Here is a 13,521-nt window from a genome sequence, read left to right as displayed (position 1 = left end):
TAGCGACAGAATCACAGCCGCCGGCACGGCCAAAGCTGTTGTAGGGATTGGCTTGCGCAGCAGGGCCTGCAACGCTCATCAAGGTGGCACCAGCGGCGAGGGAGGCAGCAGCGGCGGCGATGGTTTTGATCATGGTCATTGCTCTGATGGCGGTGATGCGTGGGGCGGGATCGCTCCCTCCGATGCATTCACCATCTCCGCTTTCAGCTCTGCAGCTGATGACCTCCATCCCCTCCTGCTGTGCGCTTGCTCACATCAGCGCAAACATCAGTCTGCAGCTGGGCTGTCAGCACTGAATGGTCTGTGATGGCTGTCTGCTCATGTCCTTGATGCGCTTGGCTCTGCACCTGCGTCACGGTCGGTATTCGCTGCCTTGATGACTTGACCTTGTTGATCTCAGCGATGATGACAATCCTTCGTTCTCTGCTCACTTCATGTCTGCAGATCAGACTGATCCAACAGGTTTCAATCCACTGGCGATGGTGGACATGTGGGAAGACATGCATGCCCTCGTTGCCCAGTGGGAGTTGAAGCACCAGTCAACCCCGGCTGTGGCGGCCGCTGCCTTTGAGGAATTTGCAGCGGCTTTGGTGGATCGTCCGACGGCTGAATCGGCTTAAGCGGCATCCAGGTTGTCTCTTCCTCGTCTTCAAGGCTTAGGTGGTCGTTTCAGCCTTGATGGCCTGTTCCTGAATGGTTGCCACTGTGCTGTTGAGCTTGGCGATATCGCTGAGGCCATTGGCGTCAAACCAAGGTGCCGAGGCCCAATTAAAGCCTTCACCAAAGGTGTTATCAGGTGCTGCGACGTACCAATGGCAGGCGGCGTCAGGCACATCCACGGCACAATTTGACCAATCGATTTGCTGCTGAGGCACTTGTACCCACATCACTGCGGCAATCAGGACTGAGAGAACACTGTGAACCACAACGCCATGTCAAGGGAATCGACGTTAACGCTTTTGGTTGCAAACGTCGGTGTGCTGAGACACGGATGCCTAAGGACGTGGTCGTTCGATGGAGAGCACGAACCAGATTCCCTTCCAGGGTTGATTGTGTTGGCAGATGCTTCCCATTGATTTGGCTCAATTGCATCTCTCGTCTGACTTCACTGCATCAAACATGGTCTGTGATGGTCCAGCAACACAGCTAGAGGCAGTCACTGTGGAGAGTCCATTTTGAATTGCCGCCTGTTTGCAATCAGTGGGTGCAATGCAGCACCTAGGGTGCAAACAAAAAGAAACCCCGCCGAAGGCAGGGTTTCTAAAATACATTCAGAAGTGTGTCCTTGTTGCCACCCTGAAAGTTTTTTCCTCACTCATGTAAATTACGCCCTCAACTTGAAGAGGGCTAGTTCATGCTTGTGATTCTCGGCCTGTTCCATCACTGCCACAACTAGCAGTGGTGTATCGAGGTTGTGAGCCCCTATCGGTGGGGCTGCTTGCTCGAGGCGTCATGACCAGTCAATGGTTTCGAGTTCACCGGAGGGGCACATCGGTTCATATTGGTAGTGCTTTGCGATCCGACGAGTCGCCCAACGCTCCATCACAAGGTGAGAGAGAGATCCCACTCCGACCAGCTTTGTTAGCTGAGCAGCCCTGGCTTTGATCGGAGAAACGGTCATGAAGAAGAGATTGCCTTCTCTACTCATAGCCATCAAGTTCCCTTTTGCCATCACCCTTCTCCACATCAATTCACGACAGCCTTCGAGTCAAGCCCCATGCTTAAGCCATGCATGCTGTCATCGCTCTGTTGGCTGCCAACGTGCCTGGGTGACCAACCAAAAACATCGCGATCAAGGCCTGGATGCCTACAAAAGGATGGCGTGGTTGAGCGGTTAGAAGGTCCGGGCAATGCTGCTGAACCACGCGGTGCTTGTTGTTGTCAAAGCCCGAGCCCTCGATGCATTGCCTCCGACTTTTGCAGAGGCTTCTGTTGATGCGTCTGTTCCACCCGGAGGTTCAGTCCCTGGATCGACTCAGGCGTAGGCCTTCGTGTCTGATCAATGCAGTTTGGGGCTCTTGTGCTCCGTCAGGTGCCTGACGCATGATCTAGGCGACTAAATGGCGATACTCTTCCAGGCTTGTTGCCAACCGTCTGCGTGCTCTTTGAGCTTTTTGTCGGGCTCGTTCACGGGAGATTCCCAGGTCTTTAGAGATGGACTGTAGGGATTCATTGTTCACTGCATTTCTGACGAGGATGTCGTTGTCACTGTTGCGATCAGATTCAAGCCGGCTGCGGAGTGTCTCTTGCACTCCGTCCCATTGGAACTTCTCGACATCCAGTGTTGATGTCTCATCCCAAACCAATTCCCCAATGGTTGAGCCTTCACCGCTTGGAGCTCCTGATAGGTGCGCGTCAAGGCTGCCCAGCCAGCGTGTCTGACGTGCTTTGTACAGATTCTCAAGCTGAGCTTCTGTGATCTTCAGCTCTTCGCAAATCACAGCCTTCGGGGTCTCCACTGGCAGTTGACTCAGTTTTGTGAGGAGAAGGTTCATATTGGTTGGCAGCCGGATAGAGGCAGACATCTGATCCAGTGCTCTTGAGATCGCCTGGCGGATCCACCAATAGGCGTAAGTAGAGAATTTGTAGCCTTTCTCGGGGTCAAATTTCTCAACGGCACGGTTCAACCCAATCGTTCCTTCTTGGATTAGATCCGGCCACTCCATTGCAGCTCCTCGCTGACGATGCAGGTATTTCTTCGACACGTTGACGACGAGGCGCAGATTCGCTTTGATCATCCGCTCCTTGGCTCTGCGGGCGGCACGCTTCTCTGAGGGTGAGGCATCATCCGCAAACCCACGCTGAACCGCATTGCCCAGGCTGATCTCTTCAGCAGGCGTTAGCAAAGGGATCCGCCCGATCTGCGCCAGATAGTGGTCCATCTGGCTGGTGTTGGTTGAAGACATCTAACTGGTGTGAGTCAAAGCAGAGGGCCGTCGATGGAGGAGTCCAGGGCATTCGCCTTGGCGCTGTACAGGTCGATCCCCTGAGGACGTGCTTTCTGTTAGGAAGACGCTTCGGCGGGAGCCGACCGTGTTGATGGGTTTGAGGGCCAGCTGCATCTCATCGATGTTCAACACTTCAAGTGCAATTAAGGCGTAGGGCAGCAACTCATCGGTAAGTCTTCCGCTTTCTGTGTTCGGCTCCTGACTTGTGATCTCCGCAGAGTGCTTTTTGTCTCACCACCTTTGAAGGGTTTGAAGAGTGATCGGTTCGATCTGGTCGTTGTCAATCAACCTTGGATGATGGCTGTTGTTTCAGCTTGCAGTTCTTCGCTGCATGTTGTCTTGTGTTCGCCGCAACCAGAGTTCACAGACCAGTGAGCCAACCTGGTCATCCTTCTCTCTCTCTCTCTCTACCCCATCGTTGGGCTTATTGGCTCACATTTGGATAGTCGTATCGTCCAGCGATGACTACAGCAAACCTCTCGCTGGTGATCATCTTCTTTCCCTCCGTCCTTGCTGCAGGTCTTGGCTCGGAGCTCGGTCGTGTTCTCTTGGGTCCTGACCGTTGCGCCAAGGGGTGAACAACAAGAAATTACCCAACACCAGTCCGGCGGTGATGATGACCGCGAAGAGCTGTTCCAGCCTGTTCGCTAACACCCGCTCTCTTGATCACTGGCCTGATCATCAGACCTCAGCGCTCGCGCTCCTTCAACTGGTTCTAGTTCTGTTGCGATGTGGTCGTGGTAGTCCGCTTTGGCTAGCTGTGGAGTAGTCGGTTGGTTGGAGTGGGGGCATGAGCGTGATCAAGCTTGGTGAGCAACGTCCGAAGCTGGAACGGATGGCGCGCCATTGGCCTCGCAATATTCAGGAGTATTGGCGTCAGGAGGAGGAGCGACATCTTTCCCTGCCTGGAAAGCTACTGGCTGAGACAATCCGTATGGATACAAGGAGCCGTTCTCAGCACTACGCCTTTGCCAAGCGCAAAAGCTATCAGGTCCCGCCGAATGGGATCTCTCACTAGATCTCTTCGCGGCGACGTCAGAGCGCTTCTTTACGGAGTCGGCTTAATGCTGGAACTGGAGGCGCTCCAATCGGCGGATCGAAACGAAACATCCGCACCGCCTGCTCGTTTGAGCTCATGCATCCCTTCGAGCTGGTTATAGATCGAGACCAGTTGGCGTTGGATGTGGTCGGTATGTGGCAGTCCGTTGAGTGTGTGAAGGGCACGCTCGAGGCTTGCTTTGGCATCCATCAACAGCCGGCAGTCGGGGGTTCCAGGTTCGTAGGCCATCCAAGCGATTCAGACCTCACTATTCAGGCCTGGAGCCCCATCTTTTGATGTAGTAAAGGCCACTCTTTAGTTCGTTGTGGCAAAACGCTTCCCCTCTGCTCATCGAGATCTCAGGCTTCGTTCGGTTGAATGATCGACTCCAAATCCAGCTTGCACCGCAAGCGAACGCACCACTGTGTTTCGCCAGTTGCTGGATTCATGTTTTGGCAGAAGCTCTTGGTGATGGGAGCCTGAGGCTACTCAGCCATGACAACAGCACAAGTAGAGAGGATGTCCATAGGCAGGCTTGCATGCCTCCCTGCTCGGACCTACCAAGCATGAAGATCGCTCCGGAGAGCAGCGTTCCCACCAGACGGCCTGCAGCATTCGCCATGTAATAGAAGCCAACATTGAGACTCACGTTCTCCTGGTCGGTATAAGCCAGCACCATGTAGGAGTGAATCGACGAATTCATCGCGAACACCACGGCAAAAGCCGTCAAGCCTGCGGTGATTGCGAGCGACACGTCGACGTCTCGCCAAAGGGCAATCGCAAGCAGCGCCGGGATCGATGTCAGCAGCGCACACCAGAATTGGATGGCCGAGACTCCCGGACTGCTCGTCTGGCCCCACAGCTTTCGTAGCCCCGGCGCTGATCCCTGGACGATGCCATAGCCAATCACCCACAGGCCGAGAAAGCCACCGATTTCCCAGAATGTCCATCCCAGGGATGCTTCAAGAAACACTGGAAGGGCCACCACAAACCAAACATCACGGGCTCCAAAAAGGAAGAAGCGAGCCAGCGAGAGCACGTTGATGCCCTGTGATTGAGAGAAAAGCGCCGAGAAGGCAGGCTTGGCTTTCATCTTGCCGATTTCACCCGGCAGAACCAGTGTCAACAGGAAGGCCATGGCCAGTCCGGCCGCCATCCAGCCCACGGCAGCATTGAAGCCGAAAGCGGTGAGGAGAACACCACCCAGGAAGAAGCCCACGCCTTTGAGCGCGTTTTTGGATCCCGTCAGGATTGCGACCCATTTGAACAGTTGTGTTTCACCCTTCTGGCTGTCTTCTGGAGAAGCGGTCACCACGGTCTTGATGGCGCTCTTTGCGCTCATCTTGTTGAGATCTTTCGCAACGCCACTGATTGCCTGCGCCACCATGACGTAGACCACGCTCAATACTTTCGGCCAGGTTGCTGCTACTGGGATCAGCATCAGCAAAGCCAGGATTTGCAGCAAGGTGCCTACCCAAAGGGTGAGCCGTAATCCATAACGAGCACCGATCCAGCCTCCATACAAGTTGGTGATCACACCAAAGAATTCATAAAAGAGGAAGAGGAACGCGATCTCGAGCGTGCTGTAGCCAAGGGCATGGAAGTGGAACACCACCAACATGCGCAGGGCTCCATCGGTGAGTGTGAAGGCCCAGTAATTGGCAGTCACCACGCTGTATTGCTGGAGAGCTGAGAGTTTCATTGCTTGCGTCAGCCTTGTTCGTGGGCGACGACGTAACAAACAAGATCGGCCATACGGTTGCTATATCCCCATTCGTTGTCGTACCAGGCATAGATCTTCAGCTGGGTCCCGTCGACGACCATCGTCGAGGGCCCGTCGATGATCACGCTGCGGCTGTCGTTGGTGTAATCGCATGACACCAGGGGCCGGGTCTCGAAACCGAGGATTCCTTGCAGGGATCCGTTAGCTGCTGCCGCAAAGGCAGTATTGACTTCCTCTGCAGTCACTTGGCGTTTCAGCTCGAACACTGCATCAGTGAGTGATCCGTTCAATAGCGGAACGCGTACTGCATGACCATTGAGCTTGCCGGTCAGCTCTGGAAAGATCATTGCAATCGCTTTCGCTGATCCCGTTGTGGTGGGGATGAGTGAGTTCAGGCCTGAGCGAGCCCGCCTCAGATCAGGTTTGAATGCATCCACGGTCACCTGGGTATTGGTGATGTCGTGAATGGTTGTGATCATTCCGTGCTCGATACCGAAGTGTTCTTGCACCACCTTCACGACTGGGGCTAGGCAGTTTGTTGTGCAAGAGGCCGCTGTCACCAGTCGATTCACCTGCGGGTTGTATCGATCATGGTTAATGCCATAGACGATGTTGAGCGCTTCTTCCCCAGCCACAACTCCTTTCACAGGACAGGCGACGACCACGCGCTTCAGTCCGATCTGCTCGAAGTAAGGATTCAAGTGTTCGGGGGTTTTGAACTTGCCGCTGGCTTCCAGCACCATCTCCACACCATGTGTCTGCCAGGGAACAGCTGTGATCTCCTTCTCTTGTGACCAGCTCACCGTGTTGCCATCAATGCAGAAGCCCTCATCGGAGCTCTCCGCGTGGTGGTTCCAGCGGCCGTGAACAGAATCGAACTCCAGCAAGTGAACTCCTGCTGTGGCGTCACCACCCGGGTCGTTGATATGCACCAGTTCGATGCCGGGTCGTCCCCAGAGAGCACGGAAGACCAAACGGCCAATTCGACCGAAACCGTTGATACCAAGACGCATGAGCTGATTGGCCAGCCGAGTGGCCAGACGGACTACATTGATCAAATGATCTTGATGCATCAAAAGTCTTTGATGCAAGTGCCTGGGTCACACGCCTCGATAACGTCAAGTCTTGGCCCAGGGCGCTTGAGCGGCCCTCGCCTCGCCTCCAGATGACTGCAGCCTTCCCCGCTTTGGATTCAGCAACGGCACGGAGCCTGTTAAGGGCCTTGGCAGACCCGTTGCGGTTGCAGATTATTGAAGCCCTGTCGGCAGGCGAGCGTTGTGTTTGCGACCTCACTGGTGATCTTGGGCTGGCGCAATCACGACTGTCGTTTCATCTCAAGGTCTTGAAAGACAGCGGCCTCGTGGCAGACCGTCAGAGTGGACGCTGGGTGTATTACCGCCTTCAACCGCAGGCAATCGCAGCCTTGCAAGCTTGGCTTGGGGCTGTGGCGAGACGCTGCGAAGGGCGCGCTAGCTGTTGTGATGACTGAAGGTTTCTCTGCAGATCGGGACCTGCGACTTGAATTCCCAGCCACCTATCGAAACCGCGAGCCAATAGCTGCAGCCCTGGCTCGTTGGCTGCCTCAGAGCGGTCACGTGCTGGAAGTGGCTAGCGGTAGCGGTGAGCACGCGGTGTTCTTTCAGCAGTGTTTCCCTGGCCTTGTTTGGCACAGCAGCGATCCTGATCCAGACCATCGGGCCAGCATTGCGGCCTGGATCGCTCACGAACACTTGGCTGCTCGCATGCCGCCACCTTTGCCCCTCGATGTGTCCGCCCGGCCATGGTCTTTGGGGCCATCACTTCAGGCTGATCTCGCCGCCATTGTTGCCATCAATCTGATTCATATTGCTCCTTGGGCCTGTTGTGAGGCTCTCTTTGCTGAAGCGGCTACTCGTCTCCCAAAGGAAGCGCCCCTAGTGCTGTATGGGCCTTTTCGACGCAATGGATGCCATATCAGCGACAGCAATGACGCGTTTGATCGTTCCTTGCGCTCTCGCTCTCCGCTTTGGGGCGTGCGGGATCTTGAGGCTGTCGAGGCCCTCGCTGCTCACTGTGGATTCAGGGCTGGGGAGGTGCGCTCGATGCCTGCGAACAACCTTGCGATTGCCTATCGGCGCTGAGTGCAGGGGGATAGGGCGATGCCGGGGCCACAGGTTGTGAGCTTGCGGGGCGAGCCTCTGCCAAGTCATGGCATCAAGAGCGGAGGTTGCTCGGAGTGGCCGAGAAGATGCTGTCGGTGACTGCAAGTTGCCTTTGCAGTTGCCCAGAAGTTGCTCTGAAGTGTCTTCGGAGCTACTCTGCGGTTACTGCAGTCGGTGGATGAAGGGCTTGCCCCGCGAAAATCAGGTGAAGCTCACGGTGTCTGTTCCTCCGAGCCTGCATGTGCTGTTGCGCAGTTGGGCCCAATGCGAGGGACGTGAGCTCACAAGCGTTGTGCTGCAGTGCGTTGAACTATCGGTTCGCCAACTCAAGAGCAGTGGCTCCATCCCCGCAGGTGCTGTTCGCAATTACGAACTGGCTTGTGAAGAGCGGCTCGCTTCCAGCGGCTTGGGAGGTGTTGGATGAGCACGCTTGACGTGATCGAAGCTGCTTTGGTGGCACCCTCGATGGAATCGGTGATCGCTGTCACCGAGCGCTACCAATATCTTGAGGTCCATCGGGACGCCAAGGTTTTCACGGCTTATCGCGAAGTCGACCACATGTTGTTTATCGGTTTTGCCCAAGCGTTATCCAGTGAGCAACGCGCAGATTTTGAGGCCCGTGGGTTTGTTCTATTCGGTGAGCGAGAAGGAACCCAGCGGGAGCATCGCTTGCTCTTGATGACACTCGAAGAAATCGGAATCTCAGCCAGCTACGGACCTGAATACTTTGTGGCTTCAAAGTATTTGCTGCGCCATCTACGCAATCTGGGCTGGCCACTGGGTGACCTCAAGGCGATGATCAGTGGGTTGCCCGGATCGAAGGATGGAACATCTCCTTCTCGTTGATCGATCGTTCAGTCAGAATATTTGTCTGATCTAAAATTCCTTATACGAGCTTTCTTTCGTGCGCCGCCTTCTTCTCCCGATTGTCGCTGCTTCGCTTCTGTTTGGCTCCCCGGCTGAGGCTATTCCGGCCATGGATGGCTTGGAGATTCGTTTGCAAGGAGAGGCCAAGGGATGGCTCGATGCCACCTGTACCTATTACGGACTGGGCTGGATCGACCGGGCACAGGGCCGAAAGGCAATCAAGCGACTCATGCTTCTGATCACAGCGCACCACCTTGGCCATGAAGACGCTGAGCTTGCCAAGAACTCTGCCCTTGCTAGGGATCCCAATTGCACAGCGATCTGGCCAGAGTCTCTGCACTAATCCAGGCCTGCTTCGAAGGCCTGAGTTTGATCGCAATGCGGGCACTCTCGGCTTCCTCGAGCCCCCTTGCTGTCTAGACAACTGTCAATTGATCTTTTCGGTTGTTGCTTTCGAGATCATGTTGAGGCCATAAGGTGACTTGAGATGCATCAAATCGTTTTTGTTGATCATGGCTCAAGGCGAAGATGGCGTCAGGCAGCAGTCTCCTGATGGCGATCCTAAATGTATTGGTGTGTACGTCTTTGATGTTCTGGGCATCCATTGGCATCTTTACGCATATCGAGTGGTTCGAGAGCATCTTTAGGCGCGAGTCGGATGTCGTTGCTCGACTTCAAGGAGTGATGTCTACTTCCGCCACTCGATTAAATCACAATGATTCAACGCTGACGTCGAGAAAAGGTGTTGTCTTTGCCTATTGGGATGAGGGTCGTGGCAATAGACTGTCAGCAGTACGGTCGATTGAGCAAGAGCAAAGTCCCCTCATTTTTAACCTGGCAAGTCTTGGCCTCGTTGCTTTCACATCAGTGTTCTTCCTGATCGTTGTTAGCAAAGGATTGATTCATGCTTTGGGCCTGACTTGATCGTCGTTCAGTTGATGTTTCCTGAATGAATGGAGTTTGAGGTAGAGGGCTTTTGGTGCCTGATGGCGAATTCTTTAAGGCGGCGATTTGGTTTGTGTGCGCAGTCGTGTTTCGTTAGCCTCAGCCTCTTGGTGAGAGCAAGCGACTTGTTCAATTGATGGTTTCTCTTGGAATCTCCAGGGTTAGTCAAGTTTGTAAAAGAGACGTGACTCAATATCTAAATCATCATTGTCGTCGAGATGGTCTCCTTCTACCAGTTCAATGGCAAAGTCCTTGTCTTCCAGCTCATGCACAATCTTTTGGCCTTCCAGAAGGTTGTGAACGATTAGCAGGCGCTTCATTAGAACAGGAGTCGTCGTCCAGCAGTGTATCTGCCACCTTCCTTTCTGTGGGCTGGCTAGTACGCAGCCTCAGGGTCTGGTTGTTTGATTGACCACCACTCTGGAATTGTTGGATTACACAATTGCAAGAGTCCTCTGTTTTGATCCCCAGGCTCTGGCAAAGCATGCTCCCTATGCGATTGCTCTTCCGGCAAGTATCGCGGTTTTCACGATTGTCTGAAGATGATCTCGCCCTCTCCCCCCAGTTGATTCAACGCACTGCCATCAAAACTGCTGCGCAGTGATTGGCGTGGCACCCCACGCTCCTGTTGCAACTGCTCACCTGCTTGGCGCTGAGGCCATTGGGATCCAGCCAGACATCAGGCCTCTGAATCGTGGAGAGATGACCTTGCAACCGCCATTGCACAAGCCATTTCCACTCTTGGTGATTTTGGCTTTAAAGGCAATGCGCCATTCGACCGATGCCTAGAACCCATCGGTTGGTGGACACTAAAACCATCAATCGGATTCGGAGGCGTCCCAATGCGTGACGACGGACCAACCGAGCACCTTCTAGAAGCTGCCTGACTGGCCCGACAAGCCAAACAGCCAGACGCTTCGACCCCCCCTATTCAGCCTTCTGAATACTGGGTTTAAGCAACACATAGAGCAGGGCCGTCTCCCTTTCATGGAAGGCGGCTTTCTCTTTGCGGAGCTTTTCGCGCTGCTTGGTCTGCAGCATGGGCAGTGCTCCTTTCTCGGCAAGGGCCACTTGATTGCGCTGCCTCGGCTGATGATTGGTTGCTGGACGGTCTGCTTCTGGGCTGGCACCTCCTCAAGGACAGCAGCCTGGGAGGTGAGCTGGACGAGGCTGATCACTGCGCATCAGCAATTGCCTTTCCTCATTCTTCGATTCAGTCAGCCAGCATGGATCGATCGAGGCTGTGTGGGGCAATGGCAAGTAAGCGTGACGAATTGCTTTCGATGCTTGAGAGCAACACCCACGACCCGAGGCTCAGCGCGCTGGTCGTAGCTGTGGAAGAGGAGCAACCTGCTGATCTAAACCACGATGCTGCACTGTTGGCTGGCGTTTGGGATCTGCGCTGGAGTAGTTCCAGTCAGCCTTGGTTGCGTCAGGCGCCCTGGCTTGAGAATCTTCAGATTTTGGATCCTGCGCAACAGCGTGGCTGCAACCTGCTGCGACTTCGCGGTCCCCTGGGGACCATCGGTGCCATCAGCGTGCAGGCTGACCTGAAACTGATCGACTCCCGACGGGTTGAAGTGCGTTTCCGTCAAGGAGGGTGGTTAGGCCCAAAGATTCCTGGGATTGGCCAGATCAAGCTTTTGCGTGAGCTGCAACAAAGCTTCCCTGCTTGGCTTGACATCACTGTGTTGGATAGAGATCTGCGGATCTGTCGAGGCAATGCAGGCACCACGTTTGTTTTGTCGCGACGCGATGCGATCAGTGCTCAGCAATTTTTGACTTGAACCACTTGTTTCGCCAAAGCTTGATCAGTTCGCTCGGCTGTGGCTGAACTGGGCTGAGCTCTCGGTCCCCTGGTGCTCTTTGTTATCCATTTCTTCAAAGCCAACATGGCTCCTCGTTAGCGGATCACTAGCCGCGACATCTGCTCTGCAGACTGGGTGCAGAGTGAATCAGGCGATGCCTCTTGATCTGGTGATTAACGGCAAGACCATCGCCGTGAATGCTCCCAGTGATGTGACAGTCGCTCAGAGGGTGGCCAAGCACATGCAGCGCAGGATCGACGAAGACGATTGGCGCCCTTACCAGAGCAAAGCCGAAGCAGTGGCCGCCTGGTCAAAGCTTGGTGGGATTCGCGTCAAGGTGATGCAGGCGCTCGGTCTTCTCTGAGCTCGTTGCCCTACCTCCACCCGATGGCAGACAACCGCGCCCAGGCACTCACTTCGGTTAATATTTCTTCATGATCGTCTCGACGGGCTGATGCTCTCAGGTCTTTTCCCGCTTGCTTACGCTGCAGTCTTAATTTGCCTTCTCCTGCAGGCATTTCGGATGATGCGAATGGCGACCACCACAACGCCATCTGCAATGAGTCGGTCGAAGGACAGGACAGGCCTTCGCACCGTGCATCCTGAACTCTTGAATGAGCATGGGCAAATCACTGATGAAGAGCTGTGGACCGTGCGCTTCTCCGATCAAGAGGGTTTTGCTCCTTCTCAGGGCTGATTGATGTCCATCGACTCTCGGTGCAAGGAACAGCAGCGTGTCGCTGATCAGATGTTGATGGATTTCAAGTACACGGCCCCAGGCTCGAAAGAGCAGCTCCGGTCATTGATGACCCTGAGCTTCCTGGTCAGTATGTGGGGCGACTTTTTTAAGAACGAAGAGAGACGGATGAAGTCGGCCTTGGCCTTAGAAGCCAGCAACTGAGGCCCTTGGGCCTGGGGCGGGGAAACGCCTCCAGCAGCGAACGATCCAGTTGAGTTTGGGACGCTGTTTCGGCCTTACTTGTGCTGGCTAATGACGCGCAGCAAGGAACAATCCCCCGGTGGGGGGATGCGCAGATCTGATCCCTTGGCTCAGATGGGAATGGCATGAACTGCTGAGCTGATGAGCGCCGAAAAGGAAATTGATCGCTTGGAGCGTGAAATCAACCAAGCCTCTGGTCATGGTGGTGGAACGGATAAGCCTGGTTCGCTCCTGTCCGGTGGCGACGGGCAACCACCAAAGAAGCGTGGTGTTCGTCAGCAGAGTGGTGGTCGTCGTGGCAACACCGTGCTCGTTCTTGTCAGCGCACTTCTCTTCCTAGGCCTGGTTCTGCCGGTCGCCAAGCGAATAGGTCAGAGCCACATCGATGCCCTCAGCAACGCAGCCGTTGGTGCTGCCATTGGCTTGGCGGTGGGCTTTGGTCTTGGCCGGCTCAGGCCCTGATGCTTTTGCCATCGTGATCCAACCCTCTCTTTTGTGGCTATCTAAACAAGATCAATCCCCCTCCCAGCATGGACCCAAGCCGTTTCACCGCTCTCCTTTTGGTCATCATTGGCGCTGTGGTTTTCGTCACTGCTGCTGAGCTATTCACCTTCTGGGTTGGTGAAGCCGCGTTGACTAGAACCAAAGCGAATTTTGCTGCGAAAGTTTCGACTTTCAAACGCTCACTTCCAAGCCTCTCGATCAGGCCGCGTCGCAAAACTGCTTAGGCGTTCCATCAATGCGCCCCGGCTGTCTGAGCAGTTTTAGCGTCGTGTTGAGAACCCTGGATTGTTTTCCATCCTGAACAGACAAGTTCAGCAGTGCTTCTTGGAGATGATCGAGCCCGCCCAGCCAATCAAAACCCCGCTTATGGCGGGGCTTTTTGTGGTGTTGTGCCGGGGGATGGATCAGTCCTCACCTCCAATGACTGCCCTGCTTTCCCACGCCTTGGTGTTGTATTGCTTTCAGCCCGCAGGCATCAGGCTCCCCGGCGGTGTGATCAGTAGCCGTAACGGGGCTGCTGCGAATAGCCATAAGCAGGTTGGTGATACACCGGAGCCTGAGGCGCAGGGGCGTAGTTCACCGTCTGATAGCCGTAGCCAGGCTGCT

21 protein-coding genes are annotated in these 13,521 nt (G+C 54.9%); 12 read left to right on the top strand and 9 right to left on the bottom strand.

Translation table 11 applies throughout. The annotated features are described in order from the left end of the window. Positions 1 to 229 (bottom strand): hypothetical protein (locus DXY10_RS11300; protein ID WP_136988994.1); only part of this gene is annotated, 229 nt, incomplete at its 3' end. A gap of 205 nt (positions 230 to 434) precedes the next feature. Here DXY10_RS11300 and DXY10_RS11295 point away from each other — a divergent pair. After that, a complete protein-coding gene (locus tag DXY10_RS11295; RefSeq protein WP_115019413.1) occupies positions 435 to 620 on the top strand; it encodes a hypothetical protein in 186 nt (61 codons plus the stop codon). A 36-nt stretch (positions 621 to 656) separates the two neighbouring features. Here DXY10_RS11295 and DXY10_RS11290 read toward each other — a convergent pair whose 3' ends face one another. The 3 genes from DXY10_RS11290 to DXY10_RS11280 all read right to left on the bottom strand — a co-directional run bounded on the left by DXY10_RS11290 (position 657) and on the right by DXY10_RS11280 (position 2,906). After that, positions 657 to 887 (bottom strand): hypothetical protein, encoded by a 231-nt coding sequence (locus tag DXY10_RS11290; RefSeq protein ID WP_115019421.1) that lies wholly within the window; start codon positions 885 to 887, stop codon positions 657 to 659. A gap of 563 nt (positions 888 to 1,450) precedes the next feature. Further along, a complete protein-coding gene (locus DXY10_RS14645; protein WP_170955814.1) occupies positions 1,451 to 1,621 on the bottom strand; it encodes a hypothetical protein in 171 nt (56 codons plus the stop codon). A gap of 427 nt (positions 1,622 to 2,048) precedes the next feature. Further along, positions 2,049 to 2,906, bottom strand: coding sequence for a sigma-70 family RNA polymerase sigma factor (locus DXY10_RS11280; RefSeq protein ID WP_115019410.1), 858 nt, complete (start codon positions 2,904 to 2,906; stop codon positions 2,049 to 2,051). An 832-nt stretch (positions 2,907 to 3,738) separates the two neighbouring features. Here DXY10_RS11280 and DXY10_RS11270 point away from each other — a divergent pair. Then, on the top strand, positions 3,739 to 3,966 hold the full coding sequence (locus tag DXY10_RS11270; protein ID WP_115019407.1) for a hypothetical protein: 228 nt from the start codon (positions 3,739 to 3,741) through the stop codon (positions 3,964 to 3,966). 30 nt (positions 3,967 to 3,996) lie between these two features. Here the strand turns inward: DXY10_RS11270 and DXY10_RS11265 are convergent, their stop codons facing one another. From DXY10_RS11265 to DXY10_RS11255, 3 genes are all read right to left on the bottom strand, one after another. Further along, positions 3,997 to 4,236: a hypothetical protein gene (locus tag DXY10_RS11265; RefSeq protein ID WP_115019405.1), complete on the bottom strand. Its 240-nt coding sequence runs from the start codon at positions 4,234 to 4,236 to the stop codon at positions 3,997 to 3,999. 196 nt (positions 4,237 to 4,432) lie between these two features. Next, on the bottom strand, positions 4,433 to 5,689 hold the full coding sequence (gene arsJ, locus DXY10_RS11260) for an organoarsenical effux MFS transporter ArsJ (protein WP_115019403.1): 1,257 nt from the start codon (positions 5,687 to 5,689) through the stop codon (positions 4,433 to 4,435). A gap of 8 nt (positions 5,690 to 5,697) precedes the next feature. After that, complete coding sequence (locus tag DXY10_RS11255) at positions 5,698 to 6,723, bottom strand: ArsJ-associated glyceraldehyde-3-phosphate dehydrogenase (RefSeq protein ID WP_115019420.1); 1,026 nt, start codon at positions 6,721 to 6,723, stop codon at positions 5,698 to 5,700. A gap of 152 nt (positions 6,724 to 6,875) precedes the next feature. Between DXY10_RS11255 and DXY10_RS11250 the strand changes: the two genes are divergently transcribed. From DXY10_RS11250 to DXY10_RS11225, 6 genes are all read left to right on the top strand, one after another. After that, positions 6,876 to 7,199, top strand: coding sequence for a helix-turn-helix transcriptional regulator (locus DXY10_RS11250; RefSeq protein WP_115019401.1), 324 nt, complete (start codon positions 6,876 to 6,878; stop codon positions 7,197 to 7,199). Beyond that, a complete protein-coding gene (locus DXY10_RS11245; RefSeq protein ID WP_115019400.1) occupies positions 7,192 to 7,830 on the top strand; it encodes a DUF938 domain-containing protein in 639 nt (212 codons plus the stop codon). Before DXY10_RS11250 ends, DXY10_RS11245 begins: the two co-directional genes overlap by 8 nt. 199 nt (positions 7,831 to 8,029) lie before the next feature. Beyond that, positions 8,030 to 8,275, top strand: coding sequence for a hypothetical protein (locus DXY10_RS11240; RefSeq protein WP_115019418.1), 246 nt, complete (start codon positions 8,030 to 8,032; stop codon positions 8,273 to 8,275). Then, complete coding sequence (locus DXY10_RS11235; RefSeq protein WP_115019398.1) at positions 8,272 to 8,697, top strand: hypothetical protein; 426 nt, start codon at positions 8,272 to 8,274, stop codon at positions 8,695 to 8,697. The genes DXY10_RS11240 and DXY10_RS11235 overlap by 4 nt, the downstream gene beginning before the upstream one ends. A 58-nt stretch (positions 8,698 to 8,755) precedes the next feature. After that, the gene (locus tag DXY10_RS11230) at positions 8,756 to 9,061 is read left to right on the top strand and encodes a hypothetical protein (protein WP_115019396.1); all 306 of its coding nucleotides are present in this window, start codon (positions 8,756 to 8,758) and stop codon (positions 9,059 to 9,061) included. Positions 9,062 to 9,246: 185 nt separating this feature from the next. Next, positions 9,247 to 9,642: a hypothetical protein gene (locus DXY10_RS11225; protein ID WP_115019394.1), complete on the top strand. Its 396-nt coding sequence runs from the start codon at positions 9,247 to 9,249 to the stop codon at positions 9,640 to 9,642. A 182-nt stretch (positions 9,643 to 9,824) separates the two neighbouring features. Here DXY10_RS11225 and DXY10_RS14640 read toward each other — a convergent pair whose 3' ends face one another. Together DXY10_RS14640 and DXY10_RS14635 are read right to left on the bottom strand one after the other, a co-directional pair. Further along, positions 9,825 to 9,983: a hypothetical protein gene (locus DXY10_RS14640; protein ID WP_170955812.1), complete on the bottom strand. Its 159-nt coding sequence runs from the start codon at positions 9,981 to 9,983 to the stop codon at positions 9,825 to 9,827. A gap of 607 nt (positions 9,984 to 10,590) precedes the next feature. Beyond that, positions 10,591 to 10,734 (bottom strand): hypothetical protein, encoded by a 144-nt coding sequence (locus DXY10_RS14635; RefSeq protein WP_170955811.1) that lies wholly within the window; start codon positions 10,732 to 10,734, stop codon positions 10,591 to 10,593. Between the two features lie 182 nt (positions 10,735 to 10,916). Between DXY10_RS14635 and DXY10_RS11215 the strand changes: the two genes are divergently transcribed. From DXY10_RS11215 to DXY10_RS11195, 4 genes are all read left to right on the top strand, one after another. After that, positions 10,917 to 11,450, top strand: a complete 534-nt coding sequence (locus DXY10_RS11215) for a PAP/fibrillin family protein (RefSeq protein ID WP_115019417.1) — start codon at positions 10,917 to 10,919, stop codon at positions 11,448 to 11,450. A gap of 175 nt (positions 11,451 to 11,625) precedes the next feature. After that, positions 11,626 to 11,835: a hypothetical protein gene (locus DXY10_RS11210; RefSeq protein ID WP_115019391.1), complete on the top strand. Its 210-nt coding sequence runs from the start codon at positions 11,626 to 11,628 to the stop codon at positions 11,833 to 11,835. Between the two features lie 90 nt (positions 11,836 to 11,925). Then, positions 11,926 to 12,168 (top strand): DUF2973 domain-containing protein, encoded by a 243-nt coding sequence (locus DXY10_RS11205; RefSeq protein ID WP_115019389.1) that lies wholly within the window; start codon positions 11,926 to 11,928, stop codon positions 12,166 to 12,168. A 384-nt stretch (positions 12,169 to 12,552) separates the two neighbouring features. Beyond that, positions 12,553 to 12,873: a hypothetical protein gene (locus DXY10_RS11195; protein WP_115019388.1), complete on the top strand. Its 321-nt coding sequence runs from the start codon at positions 12,553 to 12,555 to the stop codon at positions 12,871 to 12,873. The last annotated feature ends 648 nt before the right edge of the window (positions 12,874 to 13,521 follow it).

It is taken from the genome of Synechococcus sp. UW140 (assembly GCF_900474295.1).
In the GTDB taxonomy this organism is placed as follows: Bacteria; Cyanobacteriota; Cyanobacteriia; order PCC-6307; family Cyanobiaceae; genus Synechococcus_C.
The sequence above is the reverse complement of the archived record's forward strand: the minus strand, read 5'-3'. Positions and strand labels throughout refer to the sequence as shown.